This is a genomic window from Achromobacter sp. JD-1, from assembly GCF_038594925.1.
In the GTDB taxonomy this organism is placed as follows: Bacteria; Pseudomonadota; Gammaproteobacteria; order Burkholderiales; family Burkholderiaceae_B; genus Achromobacter; species Achromobacter spanius_C.
Window position 1 is genome coordinate 169,285 of record NZ_JBCGCS010000011.1, and the last position, 15,053, is coordinate 184,337.

At 66.1% G+C, this 15,053-nt stretch carries 11 protein-coding genes; 4 read left to right on the forward strand and 7 right to left on the reverse strand.

What is annotated here, in order from left to right:
- Positions 1–57: 57 nt before the first annotated feature.
- Positions 58–2,175: an ATP-dependent helicase gene (locus tag WBR68_RS18505; RefSeq protein ID WP_050450002.1), complete on the reverse strand. Its 2,118-nt coding sequence runs from the start codon at positions 2,173–2,175 to the stop codon at positions 58–60.
- A 92-nt stretch (positions 2,176–2,267) separates the two neighbouring features.
- On the opposite strand from WBR68_RS18505, the gene WBR68_RS18510 reads away from it, so the two are divergent.
- Entirely contained in the window at positions 2,268–3,164 is an 897-nt protein-coding gene (locus WBR68_RS18510; protein WP_050449989.1) for a DUF72 domain-containing protein, read from the forward strand.
- A gap of 46 nt (positions 3,165–3,210) precedes the next feature.
- On the opposite strand, the gene pdxR is transcribed toward WBR68_RS18510, so the two are convergent.
- Positions 3,211–4,704 carry a MocR-like pyridoxine biosynthesis transcription factor PdxR gene (pdxR, locus tag WBR68_RS18515; protein ID WP_370641249.1) on the reverse strand — a complete coding sequence of 498 codons (1,494 nt, stop codon included), beginning with the start codon at positions 4,702–4,704 and terminating at the stop codon, positions 3,211–3,213.
- A gap of 96 nt (positions 4,705–4,800) precedes the next feature.
- On the opposite strand from pdxR, the gene WBR68_RS18520 reads away from it, so the two are divergent.
- The 3 genes from WBR68_RS18520 (at position 4,801) to WBR68_RS18530 (ending at position 8,723) form a co-directional block, all read left to right on the forward strand.
- The gene (locus WBR68_RS18520) at positions 4,801–6,063 is read left to right on the forward strand and encodes a 4-aminobutyrate--2-oxoglutarate transaminase (RefSeq protein ID WP_127185159.1); all 1,263 of its coding nucleotides are present in this window, start codon (positions 4,801–4,803) and stop codon (positions 6,061–6,063) included.
- Positions 6,064–6,189: 126 nt separating this feature from the next.
- Positions 6,190–7,659: an NAD-dependent succinate-semialdehyde dehydrogenase gene (locus WBR68_RS18525; RefSeq protein WP_050449991.1), complete on the forward strand. Its 1,470-nt coding sequence runs from the start codon at positions 6,190–6,192 to the stop codon at positions 7,657–7,659.
- A gap of 209 nt (positions 7,660–7,868) precedes the next feature.
- Complete coding sequence (locus tag WBR68_RS18530) at positions 7,869–8,723, forward strand: inositol monophosphatase family protein (RefSeq protein WP_127185160.1); 855 nt, start codon at positions 7,869–7,871, stop codon at positions 8,721–8,723.
- Between the two features lie 138 nt (positions 8,724–8,861).
- On the opposite strand, the gene WBR68_RS18535 is transcribed toward WBR68_RS18530, so the two are convergent.
- The 5 genes from WBR68_RS18535 to WBR68_RS18555 all read right to left on the reverse strand — a co-directional run bounded on the left by WBR68_RS18535 (position 8,862) and on the right by WBR68_RS18555 (position 15,043).
- Positions 8,862–9,680 carry an NAD-dependent protein deacetylase gene (locus WBR68_RS18535; protein ID WP_127185161.1) on the reverse strand — a complete coding sequence of 273 codons (819 nt, stop codon included), beginning with the start codon at positions 9,678–9,680 and terminating at the stop codon, positions 8,862–8,864.
- A gap of 73 nt (positions 9,681–9,753) precedes the next feature.
- A complete protein-coding gene (gene epsC / locus WBR68_RS18540; RefSeq protein WP_050449994.1) occupies positions 9,754–10,701 on the reverse strand; it encodes a serine O-acetyltransferase EpsC in 948 nt (315 codons plus the stop codon).
- A 148-nt stretch (positions 10,702–10,849) separates the two neighbouring features.
- On the reverse strand, positions 10,850–11,947 hold the full coding sequence (gene galE, locus WBR68_RS18545) for a UDP-glucose 4-epimerase GalE (protein WP_230694942.1): 1,098 nt from the start codon (positions 11,945–11,947) through the stop codon (positions 10,850–10,852).
- 11 nt (positions 11,948–11,958) lie between these two features.
- Positions 11,959–13,626: a glucose-6-phosphate isomerase gene (gene pgi / locus WBR68_RS18550; RefSeq protein WP_050449995.1), complete on the reverse strand. Its 1,668-nt coding sequence runs from the start codon at positions 13,624–13,626 to the stop codon at positions 11,959–11,961.
- A 13-nt stretch (positions 13,627–13,639) separates the two neighbouring features.
- On the reverse strand, positions 13,640–15,043 hold the full coding sequence (locus tag WBR68_RS18555; RefSeq protein ID WP_050449996.1) for a phosphomannomutase/phosphoglucomutase: 1,404 nt from the start codon (positions 15,041–15,043) through the stop codon (positions 13,640–13,642).
- Positions 15,044–15,053 lie beyond the last annotated feature (10 nt).

A 15,053-nucleotide genomic window follows, 5' to 3' on the forward strand; every position in this document is an offset into this window, starting at 1 on the left:
CTCTGGCAATGCGATCCGTGCCGAACAACTCATGGCATCGGGCGATGATAGCCCAGGCTATGAGAACAGGCTGCGCACCCGCTTGGTCACGTCAATGGTGGGGGCCTGCGGTTCCTTGGCCGCGCCGCCGCCAGGCAGGTCGGCCAGCGCGGGCGGCTTGGGCAGGTGGTCGAACAGCGGCAGCATGGCATTGGTGATGTAGCGGGTGCGCGAACCGTAAACGTGGCGGTCGCCCATGCCGGTTTGCTGATGCACATAGAAGCGCTGCGGCACGATCAATTGCAGACGTTCCTTGGCGCGCGTCATGGCCACATACAGCAGGCGGCGTTCTTCCTCGATTTCTTCGGCGGTGCCGGTGCTCATGTCGGAAGGGATGCAGCCATCAACCACGTTCAGCACATAGACCGCCTTCCATTCCTGGCCCTTGGCCGAGTGGATGGTGGACAGAATCATGTAGTCCTCGTCGCGCGAGGGCGCGCCGGATTCGTCGCTGGTGGCGTCGGGCGGGTCCAGCGTGAGTTCGGTCAGGAAGCGTTCGCGCGAGGGGTAGCCCGCCGCCAGCCGCACCAACTGGTCCAGGTCGGTCTTGCGCACGCGGGCGTCGTCATACAGGCGTTCAAGTTGGCCGGCGTACCAGCGCAAGGCCAGGTCCACGTCGGCGGGCCAGCGCAGGCCGGGGTCGCACAGCGCCGCATAGGTATCGGCGAACGCGCCCCACTCTTGCTGCGCCGCCGCGCCCGGTTTGAATTCACGCAGCGCGCGCAACGGTTCGGCGCTGGCGGACATGGCGTCCATCAGCTTGCCGGCGGTGGCCGGGCCTATGCCGGGCATCAACTGCGCCACGCGAAAGCCCGCCATGCGGCCGCGCGGGTTCTCGGCCCAGCGCAATAGCGACAACAAATCCTTCACGTGCGCGGCTTCCAGAAAGCGCAGGCCGCCGAATTTCACGAAGGGAATATTGCGCCGCGTCAGTTCCAATTCCAGTGCGGCGCTGTGGCTGGCCGTGCGGAACAACGCGGCTTGCGACTTCAGCGTGGCGCCGCCCTCGCGCTGCGCCAGCACTTGGTCGGCCACCCAGCGCGCTTGCCCGGCTTCGTCGCTGACCGTGACCAGTTCCGGCAATTGCGAGGACGCGCGGTCGGTCCAGAGGTCTTTGGCGAAGCGCTCTGTTGCCAGCCCGATCACCGCGTTGGAAGCGTTCAGGATGGGCTGGGTCGAACGGTAGTTGCGGTCCAGCGTGATGACGCGGGCGGGCTTGGGAAACTGCGTTGGAAAATCCAGGATGTTACGCACGGTGGCCGCGCGAAACGAATAGATGGATTGCGCATCGTCGCCCACCACGGTCAGGCCGCGCCCGTCGGGCTTCATGGCCAGCAGAATGGCGGATTGCAGGCGGTTGGTGTCCTGGTATTCGTCCACCAGCACATGGTCGAAGCGCGCGCCGACATCCGCCGCGATGCCGGGGTCAGACATCATTTCGGCCCAGTACAGCAGCAGGTCGTCGTAGTCCAGCACCTGCTGGTCCTGCTTGGCCGCCACATAGCCGCGAAACAGCGTCTTCAGTTCGTCTTCCCATTGCGCGCACCAGGGGAACGAGGTCTTCAGCACATCGGCCACCGGGCTCTGGCTGTTGACCACGCGCGAATAGATGGCCAGGCAAGTGCCCTTCAGGGGAAAGCGCGACTTGGTCGACGACAGGCCCTGTTCGTGGCGGACCATGCCCATTAAATCTTCGGCGTCGCCACGGTCGTGGATGGTGAACGCTTCCGACAGCCCGATGCGCAGCGCGCAATCACGCAGCAGCCGGGCGCCGATGGCGTGGAAGGTGCCCGCCCACGGCAGCGACGGCGCCTGCTGCGAGCCGCGCAGGTTCATCACCCGTTGCAGCACGCTGCCCACGCGACGATCCATTTCCTGGGCCGCGCGGCGCGAAAACGTCAGCAGCAGCATGCGCTGCGGGTCGGCGCCGTTCAGGATCAGGTGGGCAACGCGGTGCGCCAGCGTGTTGGTCTTGCCCGAGCCCGCCCCGGCGATCACCAGCAAGGGGCCGTCGTCGCCCGCCGCCGCCCCGCCCCCAGGCGCGCTGACGCCGAATTCGGCGGCTTCACGTTGGGCGGGGTTCAGGTCGGCTAGGGGGTCGGGGCGGGAATTCAAAGGGGGATTGTGGTCGGACATGACGGCAAAGTAGGCCAAATGACTGGCTATTTATCCAGCTATCATAGCAGCGTAGCCGCCACGCCCCCCGCCTCATCCGTCGACCTTTCGCCATGCGTATCCTGACCGGCACCGCCTCCTGGACCGACCCCACCCTGCTCGCCTGCGGGCGCTTTTACCCGCCCGACGTGCGTGGCGCCGAGGCGCGGCTGCGCTTCTACGCCACCCGATTTTCCATGGCGGAAATCGATTCCAGCTACTACGCCCTGCCCTCGGCCAACAACGCTTATCTTTGGGCGCAGCGCACGCCCGACAGTTTCGTGTTCAACATCAAGGCGTTCCGCCTGTTCACCGGCCACCAGACGCCGCTTGCCGCGCTACCCAAGGACATTGCGCGCGAGCTGGAAGACTGGCCGGAACCCATGATCTACCACCACCACATGCCCGAAGACCTGCGCGACGAACTCTGGCGCCGATATCAACTGGCGCTGGAACCGCTGCGCATGCCGGGCAAGCTGGGCGCGGTGCATTTTCAGTTCCCCCCGTGGATCCGCCGTGACGCCCGAGGCCGCGCGCATGTGGCGGACTGCGCGCAGCGCATGCAAGAGCACCTGATATCCGTGGAATTCCGCCATCGCAGTTGGTTCGACAGCCCGGCGGCCATCGCGGACACGCTGGCGTTTGAACGCGATCTGGGCGTGGTGCATACCGTGGTCGATGCGCCGCAGGGCTTCGACAACACGGTGCCCGCGGTGTGGGAAAGCACGCATCCCGACCTGACGCTGCTGCGCCTGCATGGGCGCAATGCGGCTGCGTGGAATGCGTCCGGCCCCGCTTCGTCCAGCCGTTTTCAATACGAATACACGGAACAGGAACTGGCGGAACTGGCCGAACGCTTCACGCGCCTGGCCGCGCAAAGCGCCCAGGCGCATGCGGTGTTCAATACCAACTTTGAAGACCAGGGCATGCGCAACGCCGCCGCGTTTGCCGCCGCGCTATTGCCTTTCTGATTGCCTTTCTGATTGCCTTTCTGATCGGCCCGTCTGACCCGCCGCCTCAGGCGGCGACCGGCTTGCGGGCCACTTCGGCCAGGCTTTCCAGCAGCACTTCAAACTTGCGCGCAATGTCGTGCTCGGGCACGCAGGCATAACCCAGAAGCAACCCCGGCCGCCGCCCCTCGGCATTCACGTAATAGCGCGACAGCGCGCGCGTCAGCACGCCCTTGCCGCGCGCCACGTCCACCACGCGCAAGTCGTCCATGTCCAGCGGCAAGGTCAGCACCAGATGCAGGCCCGCCATGCTGGCGTCGCGATGCAGCCAGTCGGGGCCCAGGCGGCGTTCGATCAGGTTGACCAGCATGGCGCGGCGCCTGCCATACAGCATGCGCATGCGGCGGATGTGCGCGGCGTAGTGCCCTTCCGAGATGAACGTGGCCAGCGCCGCATGCGTCATCAGGTGGCCTTCACGGTAGAGCTCGGCGTGCGCCGCCTGGAATGCGGCGGTCAAGGGTTTGGGCAAGACCAGATAGCCCACGCGCAGGCCCGGGTACAGCGTCTTGCTGAACGTGCCCATGTAGATGACCGGCGCGTCGGGCTCCAGCCCCAGCAGCGACGCAATGGGCCGGCCCGAGAATCGGAATTCGCTGTCGTAATCGTCTTCGATGATCCAACTGCCGCTTTGCCGCGCCACCGCCAGCAATTGGCGGCGGCGCGCCAGGGACATCACCGGCCCCAGCGGATACTGGTGCGAGGGCGTGACGAAAATGAAACGGGGCGGCGTGCCGCCTGGTTCGGGCAGGCGCATGCCCTCTTCGTCCACCGGCAGGTGCACCGTGTGCAGGCCGTTGGCTTGCAAGATGGTGCGGGCGCCCCAGTAGCCGGGGTCTTCGACCCAGGCCGTTTCGCCCGCTTCACCCAGGATGCGGGTGGTCAGGTCGATGGCCTGGTGCGAACCTTCGGTGATGATGATCTGGTCGGGGTCGCAATCGATGGACCGCGTCAGCGCCAGATGCTGGGCCAGCGCCTCGCGCAGCGCCGGCAGGCCACCGCCGTAGGCGTAGGTCAGCAGGTCGGGCGAGGGGTTGCGCCACAGGCTGCTGAATATGCGGCCAAACTTCTTGTGCGGGAATTCCGTCAGGTCGGGCACGCCGGGCATGAACGCGCCCCATTGGTAGGGCGAGGCCGACACGCCGTCCACGATGGCCGCGCCGCGCGCCGACAGCGCGGCGCCCGCCTGGGTCTGGCCCTGATGGCGCAAGCGGCGGCCGCTGGCCAGATAGGAGTCGGGCACCGAAGCGTTGACGAAGGTGCCGTTGCCCTGCCGGCTGCGCGTGTAGCCTTCGGCCAGCAGTTGGCTATAGACGTGAACCACGGTATTGCGGGCGATGCCGAGCTCGGTAGCCAGGTCGCGCGAAGCGGGCAAACGCGAGTCCGCCGCGATGGCGCCATCCAGGATCGCTTCGCGTATGCCCCGGTACAGCCGCTTGTTCATCGGCTCGCTGGATCCGTCGGCCAGGCGCAGCAGCAGCAAGTCACCTACAATGGACCGCAATTGGTTCTACCTGTTTTATAAAAGTGGTTCCCACAAATGGGGCCATCGTAGCATTAAATAAGGTTTTTCCCGCCCACCCTGTTCATCGAGGCTGAGATGAAGAATCAAGACCTGAATACCCGCCGTTCCCTGGCCACCCCGCGCGGTGTTGGCGTCATGTGCGACTTCTACGCGGTGCGCGCCGAGAACGCCACCCTGTGGGACGCCAACGGCAAGGAATACATCGATTTCGCGGGCGGCATCGCCGTGTTGAACACGGGCCACCTGCACCCCAAGGTCAAGGCCGCCGTCGCTGCGCAGTTGGACAACTTCACGCACACGGCCTACCAGATCGTTCCGTACGAAAGCTACATCTCGCTGGCCGAACGCATCAACCGCCTGGCCCCCATCGACGGCCTGAAGAAAACCGCCTTTTTCACCACCGGCGTCGAAGCCGTTGAAAACGCCATCAAGATCGCGCGCTCGGCCACCGGCCGTTCGGGCGTCATCGCATTTTCGGGTTCGTTCCACGGCCGCACCATGCTGGGCATGGCGCTGACCGGCAAGGTCGCCCCGTACAAGCTGTCGTTCGGCCCGATGCCCGGCGACATCTATCACGTGCCGTTCCCCAACGGCACCCAATCCATCAGCGTGGCCGATTCGCTCAAGGCGCTGGACCTGCTGTTCAAGTGCGACATCGACCCCAAGCGTGTCGCCGCCATCATCATTGAACCAGTGCAAGGCGAAGGCGGTTTCAACATCACCCCGCCCGAACTGATGAGCGCGCTGCGCAAGATCTGCGACGAGCATGGCATCCTGCTGATCGCCGACGAAGTGCAAACGGGCTTTGGCCGTACCGGCAAGCTGTACGCCATGGAACACCACTCGGTGCAGGCCGACCTGATCACCATGGCCAAGAGCCTGGGCGGCGGCTTCCCGATCTCGGGCGTGGTCGGCCGTGCCGACGTCATGGACGGCCCGGCCGCTGGCGGCCTGGGCGGCACCTACGCCGGCAACCCGCTGGCCGTTGCCGCGGCCCACGCCGTGCTGGACGTGATTGCCGAAGAAAAGCTGTGCGACCGAGCCAACGTGCTGGGCGAGAAGCTGCGCGCCCACCTGGAAGGCCTGCGCGCCAAGGTGCCGGGCATTGCCGATGTGCGCGGCCTGGGTTCGATGGTGGCGCTGGAACTGAACGACGCCAGCGGCAAGCCGGACGCCGAAGCCGTCAAGCGCGTGCAAGCGCGCGCGCTGGAACAAGGGCTTATCCTGTTGAGCTGCGGCGTGTATGGCAACGTGCTGCGTTTCCTGTACCCGCTGACCATCCCCGACGCGCAGTTCGACCGCGCGCTGGCGATTCTGTCCGACGCACTGGCAGCGTAAGGTTCACGGCCTGAACCCTTTTTTCAGGGGACCACAGGCACGGTAATTGCGGGCGTCGCGGATCTTTCCGCCGCGCCCGCTAGTGCTTGTTGGCCCCGCTGAATCCCAATCAAGGAGACTTCAATAATGACCGCATTGACTCACCCCCTGTCGCGCCCTGATCTGCTGCGCGACGCCTGCTACATCGACGGCAAGTGGGTTGGCGCCGGCAACGGCGCGTCGATCCCGGTGGACAACCCCTCCACCGGCAAGACCATCGTGTCCGTGCCCAAGCTGGGCCGCAAGGAAACCGAAGACGCCATCGCCAGCGCGCAGGCCGCGTTGCCCGCCTGGAGCGCCAAGACCGGCAAGGAACGCGCCGCGATCCTGCTGAAGTGGTCGCAACTGATGATGCAGAACCAGCAAGACCTGGCCGCCATCATGACGTCTGAACAGGGCAAGCCGGTCACCGAAGCCGCGGGCGAAATCGCCTACGCAGCCTCGTTCCTGGAATGGTTTGCCGAAGAAGCCAAGCGCATCGACGGCGACGTGCTGCAAAGCCCCAAGGCCGGTCAGCGCCTCCTGGCGTTGAAACAGCCCATCGGCGTTACCGCCGCCATCACGCCGTGGAACTTCCCGGCCGCGATGATCACCCGCAAGGTTGGCCCGGCACTCGCCGCCGGCTGCACCATGGTGGTCAAGCCCGCTCAACAAACCCCGCTGACCGCGCTGGCGCTGGCTGTGCTGGCTGAAGAAGCCGGCGTGCCCGCGGGCGTGTTCCACGTCATCACGGGCAGCTCGCGCGATATCGGCGCCGCCCTGTGCGAAAGCGACGTGGTGCGCAAGCTGAGCTTCACCGGTTCCACCGAAGTGGGCCGCACGCTGATGGAGCAATGCGCCCCCACCATCAAGAAGCTGTCGCTGGAATTGGGCGGCAACGCGCCGTTCATCGTGTTCGACGACGCCGACCTGGACCGCGCCGTTGACGGCATCCTGGCCTCCAAGTACCGCAACGCCGGCCAGACCTGCGTGTGCGCCAACCGCATCTACGTGCAAGCCGGCGTGTACGAGGAAATCGCCAAGCGCCTGGTGGCCAAGGTCGAAGCCATGAAGGTGGGCGACGGCTTTGCCGACGGCGTGACGCAAGGTCCGCTGATCGACAAGAACGCCATTGAAAAGGTGCAGGAGCACATTGCCGACGCCACCTCGCATGGCGCCAAGGTCATTGCCGGCGGCAAGCCGCATGCGCTGGGCGGCACGTTCTTTGAACCGACCGTGGTGCGCGACGTGACGCAGTCGATGCGCTTTGCCACCGAAGAAACCTTCGGCCCGGTGGCCCCGCTGTTCCGCTTTGAAACGGAAGACGAAGTCATCGGCATGGCCAACGACACCATCTTCGGCCTGGCCGCCTACTTCTTCACCCGCGACTACGCCCGCATCTGGCGCGTGTCCGAAGCACTGGAGTACGGCATTGTCGGCATCAACACCGGCCTGATCTCCAACGAAGTCGGCCCGTTTGGCGGCGTCAAACAGTCGGGCCTGGGCCGTGAAGGCTCGAAGTACGGCATCGAGGAATACCTCGAAATCAAGTATCTGTGCGTGGACCTGGGCGCCTAAGCCCGAAGCGGTGCGCGGCGCTCGCCGCGCACCTGGGATAAGCGGTGTTCAACGGCGGTGTTCAACGCCGCTTATCCCCAACAACTGTGGACAAGCCGGCAGATAAGTCCTGCACAGCGCAAAAAAGTCCTTTCAATCCAGTCACTTGCGAATCGCGATCAAATGCCGCTCAGGCGTGATAGATTTGCGCGTTCCCTGGATGGATCCGTATGAGCAAACCCTTCTCCTTTGAGGACACCCGCAAGCTGGCCGCCGTGCTGGCCGAAACGGCCCTGGCCGAGGTCATGCCGCGCTTTCGCAGCCTGCCTGAAGGCGCGGTGCGAGCCAAGAGCTCGCCGCGTGATCTGGTCACCGACGCAGATGAAGCGGCCGAACGCATGATCGCCGCGCGCCTGGCCAAGCTGCATCCGGGCGCCGTCCTCATCGGCGAAGAAGCATCCACGCGCAACCCCGCGCTGCTGAACATGCTGGTCGACGCCGACCTGGCGTTTCTGATCGACCCCATCGACGGCACCCGCAACTACGTGGCGGGCCTGCCCTTGTTCGGCATGATGATCGCGGCCTGTCACCGTGGCGACGTGATCGCCGGCGTGATCTACGACCCCGTCAGCCGCGACAGCGCGCTGGCTTTGCGCGGCGAAGGCGCCTGGATGGAATACGAGAACGGCCAGCGCGTGCCGCTGACCGTGGCCGCCCCCGCGCCGCTGGAAGACATGGACGGCTTCATTTCCACGGGCGCCCTGCCCGAGCCGGCACGCACCACCGTCAACAGCCACCTGTCGCGCCTGGCCAGCACCGCGTCACTACGCTGCGCCGCGCACGAATACCGCATGCTGGCGGCGGGCCATTGCCACATTGCGCTGTACAACCAACTGACCGCCTGGGACCACGCCGCCGGCTGGCTGCTGCACCGCGAAGCGGGCGGCTACGCAGCGCGCTTTGATGGCTCGCCCTACAAGCCCACGCACCGCACGGGCGGGTTGTTGTATGCGCCGGATGCGGGCAGTTGGCATGCCGCGCGCAAGGCATTGTTGGGCGAAGGGCTGGAAGGATCGGAGGGCTGAAAAACCCGGGTATTCCCTAGGGAATTATCCACAGTTCCTGTGGACAACCCTATGGAAAGGTCTGTAACAGCGCGAAAAATCCCTGACAGGGCAAGCACTTGCTTAAACCGGTCAAAAACCGGCCGTTGAAAAGCGGGCTTATAGCGCGTCCAAGGCCAGGGCGCAAGGCTGTTCCACCTTCAGGGTCAACAGGCTGTCGGCCCGCGTGCGGCCCAGGTTGATGGCGGCGATGGGCATGCCGTTGCGCGAGGCCGCCGTCACGAAGCGGTAGCCCGAATACACCATCAGCGACGAACCCACCACCAGCACGGCGTCGGCGTTCATCAGGCCGGCGTTGGCGCGGTCGACGCGATCACGCGGGACCGTTTCGCCAAAGAAGACCACATCGGGTTTGACGATGCCGCCGCAGCGCGGGCACGGCGGCACGGTGAATTGCGAGAAATCCTGGCCGTCCAGGTCGGCGTCGCCGTCCGGCGCATCGGTGGCGTCCAGCAGGGCCCACGCAGGGTTGTTGTGGTGCAGCCGGTCTTGCCAGTCGTGGCGGTCGCCGCGCCAGTCACATTGCATGCAGCGCACTTCGTCCAGCCGGCCGTGCAGGTCCACCACATCGCGGCTGCCGGCGGCGGCATGCAGGCCGTCTACGTTCTGCGTCACCAGCACGCTGAGGCGGCCGCGCGATTCCAGCCGGGCCAGTGCCCGGTGCGAATCGTTGGGCTTGACCTGGCCAAAGCGGCGCCAGCCCACCATGCTGCGGGCCCAGTAGCGGGCGCGCGCCAGCTCCGTACCCATGAAGGTTTGCAGGGTCATGGGCGGCGAACGTTTCCATTCGCCTTCGGTGTCGCGATAGTCGGGGATGCCGGAATCGGTGCTGACGCCCGCCCCCGTCAACACGAACAGCCGCGGGTGGCGGTCGACAAAGCCGCGCAACGCGGCCAGATCCGAGACTTGCGTGTCCATCCTGGCTCCTATCCCTGGCTGCCCTTGGGCATCCTCACTGGCGATGCTGGCCACTTGCCCTGGCCGCTTGCCATCAACCGCCCAAGCCGCAGTCCGGCATGTCGCTGACCAGGCTGGCCTGCGTGACGTTGCTGCCCGGGGGCACGCTGCGCGTCAGCCAGACGTTGCCGCCAATGGTGGACCCCTTGCCGATCGTGACGCGGCCCAAAATCGTGGCGCCCGCGTAGATGACGACGTCGTCTTCGATCAACGGATGGCGCGGCAAGCCCTTCTTAAGCTCGCCGTTTTCTCCGGGCGGAAAGCGCTTGGCGCCCAGGGTCACCATTTGATAAAGGCGCACGCGGTCGCCGATGATGGCCGTTTCACCAATGACGACACCGGTGCCGTGGTCGATGAAAAAGCTGCGGCCGATGGTGGCGCCAGGATGGATGTCGATGCCGGTGTCGGCATGCGCGATCTCGGCCACGATGCGGGCCAGCATCGGCACGTTAAGCCGGTACAGCACGTTGGCCAGGCGGTGGTGGATCATTGCCGCCAGGCCGGGATAGCACAGCAGCACTTCGTCCACGCTGTGCGCGGCCGGGTCGCCCTGGTAGGCGGCCGTCACGTCCAGGTCCAGCGCGGCGCGCACGCGCGGCAGTTCGGCGCCAAACTGGCGCACGATCTCGATGGCGCGCCGCTGGGTCTCGGCCGGGTCGACGTGTTCATTGCGGCCCACGTATTGCAGTTCAAGACAGACCTGATGCAACAGGGCATCCAGCGCCGCGCCGATGGTGTGGCCCACATAGAAGTCTTCGACCTCTTCGCGCAGATCGATGGGGCCTAGCCGCATGGGGAACAAGGCGCCACAGAGGTTCTTGATGATCTGGCGCAGGCTTTCCTGGGATGGGAATTCACGCAGGTCCGCGTCTTCGCGCAGGCGGCCACGCGGGCCGCGCCAGGCGACGCGCGCTTCGCGCAAGCCGGACACGATGCTGTCCAGGTTCCAGTGGGCGGGCGGAAGGTGGGTGGGCCCGTTCATTGGGACTGCCCCTGGTGGTTGCGGGGGAGCCCGGGCTGGGAATGGGTTTCAAACATGGAAGTGCCTCGCTGACGGTGCTACGCAATAGTCCCGTCAACTGTAACCGCTAGCCCCCCCATTCCGTAAAGCGGCCGATATGGCATCGGGGTTATGCGGCGGCCTGGCTGGGCTCGTCCGGCGCGTAGCCCTGCGGGTTGCCTTGCTGCCAGCGCCAGCCGTCGGCGCACATGGCGGCCACGTCGTAGGTGCTGCGCCAGCCCAGCAAGGACTCGGCAAGCGTAGGGTCGGCCCAGGTGCGGGCCACGTCTCCGGGCCGTCGCGCCAGGGTCCGCAGCGGAATCCGGCAGCCGCTGGCCAGCTCGAATGCGCGCACCAGCTCCAGCACGCTGGTGCCGCGGCCCGTGCCAAGATTGACCGCGATGAACCCGGGGTGGTCCACACAGTACGACAGCGCCCGCACATGGCCTTGCGCCAGGTCCATGACGTGCAGATAGTCGCGCACGCCCGTGCCGTCGGCGGTGTCGTAATCGTCGCCAAAGACACGCAGGAATGGCTGACGGCCCACTGCGACCTGGGTGATGAAGGGGAACAGGTTGTTGGGCAGATCGCGCGGGCTTTCGCCGATCTGGCCGCTGGGGTGTGCGCCGATAGGGTTGAAGTAGCGCAGCGTGACGGCGCTGAAGGCGGAGTCGGCCGTGCAGACGTCGCGCAGCATCTCTTCCACCATCAGCTTGGTGCGCCCGTAAGGGTTGGCCGGCGCCAGCGGATGCGCCTCGGTGAAGGGCAGGGTTTGCGGCTCGCCATACACGGTGGCCGACGAGCTGAACACCAGCCGCGTGACGCCCGCCTGGCGCATGGCCTGCAGCAGCACCAGCGAACCCGCGACATTGTTGTCGTAGTACTTGAGCGGGTCCGCCACCGACTCCCCAACCGCCTTGCAGCCGGCCAGATGCAGCACGGCCCGCACCGGCTGACCGCGTGCCGCCGCGTCCGACAGCACGCGTTCGATCAGGCCTGGTGTGCGGATATCCCCTTCGATCAGCGCTATCGGTACGCCGCACAAGCGCTCGACACGGCGCACGGCCTCGCGGCTGCCGTTGCTGAAGTTGTCCAGCACCAGCGGGCGCTGACCGGCCGCCAACATCGCAATCAAGGTATGCGTGCCGATGTAGCCTGCCCCGCCGGTAACCAGGACATGCATGGACGGATCTTGCACGCCTGGGCGTTGCAGGTCTGCGTCTGGCATCCGCGCCCCCGTCACAGGTGCGCCGCCACGCCCGGCACCCACGCATGCCGCGGACGCGGCGCCTGCGCATGGCCACGGTAGCGGTCGATCCAGTACGAGGTGGACGCATCGTGCCCCCAGTCGACCACGCCGGCCGACACCGGCACCGCCAATTCGCGCTCGATGCCCGTGGCCAGACGCTTGCCCAGTTCCACGCCCCATTGATCGAAGGGGTTGATGCCCCACACCACGCTCTGCACGAACACCTTGTGCTCATACAGCGCCAGCAGCGCGCCCAGGCCGCGAGGATCCAGTTGGCGCAGCACGATCAGGGTGGACGGCCGCCCGCCCGGATGCACCATATGCTGGGCCAGGCTCAGCGCGCGTTCCTGATCGTCGATGTGCGCCACGTCCCGCAGCGCTTCTTCCAGGCATTTGCCGCGCAGCAGCGCCTGGCGCTGCGCCAGGCAGTTGGCCAGCAGCAGGCGGTGCGCGTCCGGACTGTCGGCGTGGCCTTGCAGGCTGGCAATGAAGTCGACCGGCGCCCCGTCCTCGCTTTGGTGCAGCCATTGGAAGAACGTGTGCTGGCCATCGGTGCCCGGCATGCCCCAGATGATGGGTGCGGTGGGCACACCGACCGCCGTGCCGTCGCCCGCCACGCGCTTGCCCAGCGACTCCATTTCCAACTGCTGAAGATAGGTCACCAGGTGCAGCAGACGCGCGCTATAGGCGGCAATGTTCAAGGAGTTATGGCCCAGCACACTGCAATTGACCAGGCCGGCCAAGGCCAGTTGGATCGGTGCGTTCGCGGCGAACGGCGCCTGCTGGAAATGCTGGTCCATGGCTTCGGCGCCCGCCCGCATGCCGATCAGCACCTCGGCGCCCACGGTCAGCGCGATGGACAGGCCGGCCACCGACCAGACGGAATAGCGTCCGCCCACCCAGTCGCACATCTTGAAGGTGTGGCTGGCCGGCACGCCCAGGGCGCGCGCGGCCGACACGTTGGCGGTGACCGCCGCCAGGTGCTCGGACACATCGGCCACCCCGCCCTGTTTGAGCCAGGCCATGGCCGCGCGCGCGTTGTGCAGGGTTTCGGAGGTGGTGAAGGACTTGGACGAAATCACCACCAGGCAGCGGCGCGGGTCCAGTCCGGCCACCGCGTCATGGAAGGCGTGGCCATCGATGTTGGACACGAAGCGGATCTGGCGGCGCTGCGAGGGGCCGCCGAACGCCTGGACCGCCAGGCGCGGGCCCCAGTCGCTGCCGCCGATACCGATGTGCAATACCGTTGAAAAATCCGCCGTCTGGTCCAGCTTGCGCACGAAGTCGGTCATGCGCGAATACTCGCAGACCGAATCGGCATCCAGGCCGTCCGGCTGCTCGCGGGTACGCCCCGCCCGCAACGCGGTATGCCAGGCGGGCCGGCCTTCCGTCCAGTTGACGGGCTCGCCCGCGAACAGCGCGTGGCGGGCGTCCGCCAGCCCGCGCGCCTGCAGCAGATTCAAGGCCGCCGCTTCCAGCGCGGGTGACTGGCGCTGCATGGTCAGGTCCACGCACAAGCCTGCGGCCTCAATTACTTTGAGCGTATTGGCGTCAAGTTCGGCGGCCTCGGCGGCCTGCGCGAACGCCTGCCATTCAGGGCTCTGCGCCAGGCCGGAATTCGCCCTTAACGCCTCAATCGCATAGTTGGCCTTTCCCATCGCGTGATGCTCCTTAGAACGGTAAACGAACATGAGGTGCAATGCGCCGGAACGCGTTGCGGAAATCCTCCTCGATACGGGCCAATGCGGCCACGGTGTCTCCTTCAAAACGCATCACCACCGTCGGCGTGGTGTTTGATGGACGCGCCAGGCCGAAGCCATCCACGTAGTCCACCCGCACGCCATCCAGTTCGTTGATGGACACCGCGCCGGGAAACTCCCCTTGTTGGCGCAGCATTTCCACCAGCTCGAACTGTTCGCCTTCGGCGGTGTCCAGCTTGATTTCGGGGGTAGCGCAAGACTGCGGCAGGCTTTCCAACAGGCCCGACGGGTCCGGCGCCGCCGACAGGATCTCCAGCAGCCGGGCAGCGGCGTAGATGCCATCGTCAAAGCCGTACCAGCGCTCTTTGAAAAACATGTGGCCGCTCATCTCTCCAGCAAGTAGCGCTCCCGACTCGCGCATCTTGGCCTTGATCAGGGAATGCCCGGTCTTGCACATGGTGGGTTTGCCGCCGGCTTCGAAGATGGCGCGAGCCACGTGGCGGCTGCATTTCACGTCGTAGAGCACTTCGGCGCCGGGGTTGCGAGACAGCACGTCGCGGGCGAACAAAATCAGTTGCCGGTCGGGCCAGATGATCTGTCCCGATTTCGTCACCACGCCCAGGCGATCACCATCGCCGTCGAACGCCAGGCCGACCTCGCAGTCCGAATAGCGCAGGCAATAGATCAGGTCCTGCAGGTTCTGGGGGTCGGCCGGATCGGGGTGGTGGCCGGGGAAAGACCCGTCCACCTCGCAGAACAGTTCCGTCACGTCGCAGCCCAGCGCGCGGAACAAGGCCGGCGCCACCGCGCCCGCCACGCCGTTGCCGCAGTCGATGGCGATCTTCATGGGGCGCGCCATGCGGATGTCGCCCACCAGGCGCGCGGCGTAGCAGGGCTGGATCTGCATCTGCGTGCGTCCGCCCGACACGCTGGCCGACTCGATCGGCAAACGCATCGCGTCGCGCAAGGCGGTAATGCCCTCGCCGTACAGCGACGCGCCATCCAGCACGATCTTGAAGCCGTTGTGCGACGGCGGGTTGTGGCTGCCCGTGACCGCGATGCCCGCACCCGTGTCCATCAGCCGCGTGGCGAAATACACCATCGGCGTGGTCGCCATGCCGATGTCGATCACATGCATGCCCGCCGAACGCAGCCCGGCCTGCAACGCCGCCGCCAGTTCCACGCTGCTCAGGCGGCCGTCGCGCCCCACCACCATCGAACGCGCCCCCTGCGCATGCGCCTGGGTGCCCGCTGCCATGCCCAGGCTGTGGGCAAAGCGCGCGTCGATCTCGTCCGGTACCGTTCCTCTTATGTCGTAAGCCTTGAAAACCGCATCCAGAATTTGCGGGGTGTCCCAGCCAAAAGTTCCGTGCATGCCAGTTTCT

What these genes read in the sequence shown, in the direction of transcription:
- WBR68_RS18505 (WP_050450002.1), bottom strand. Translation starts at nt 2,175, where the DNA reads ATGTCCGACCACAATCCCCCTTTGAATTCCCGCCCCGACCCCCTAGCC.
- WBR68_RS18510 (WP_050449989.1), top strand. Translation starts at nt 2,268, where the DNA reads ATGCGTATCCTGACCGGCACCGCCTCCTGGACCGACCCCACCCTGCTC.
- WBR68_RS18520 (WP_127185159.1), top strand. Translation starts at nt 4,801, where the DNA reads ATGAAGAATCAAGACCTGAATACCCGCCGTTCCCTGGCCACCCCGCGC.
- WBR68_RS18525 (WP_050449991.1), top strand. Translation starts at nt 6,190, where the DNA reads ATGACCGCATTGACTCACCCCCTGTCGCGCCCTGATCTGCTGCGCGAC.
- WBR68_RS18530 (WP_127185160.1), top strand. Translation starts at nt 7,869, where the DNA reads ATGAGCAAACCCTTCTCCTTTGAGGACACCCGCAAGCTGGCCGCCGTG.
- WBR68_RS18535 (WP_127185161.1), bottom strand. Translation starts at nt 9,680, where the DNA reads ATGGACACGCAAGTCTCGGATCTGGCCGCGTTGCGCGGCTTTGTCGAC.
- epsC (WP_050449994.1), bottom strand. Translation starts at nt 10,701, where the DNA reads ATGAACGGGCCCACCCACCTTCCGCCCGCCCACTGGAACCTGGACAGC.
- galE (WP_230694942.1), bottom strand. Translation starts at nt 11,947, where the DNA reads ATGCCAGACGCAGACCTGCAACGCCCAGGCGTGCAAGATCCGTCCATG.
- pgi (WP_050449995.1), bottom strand. Translation starts at nt 13,626, where the DNA reads ATGGGAAAGGCCAACTATGCGATTGAGGCGTTAAGGGCGAATTCCGGC.
- WBR68_RS18555 (WP_050449996.1), bottom strand. Translation starts at nt 15,043, where the DNA reads ATGCACGGAACTTTTGGCTGGGACACCCCGCAAATTCTGGATGCGGTT.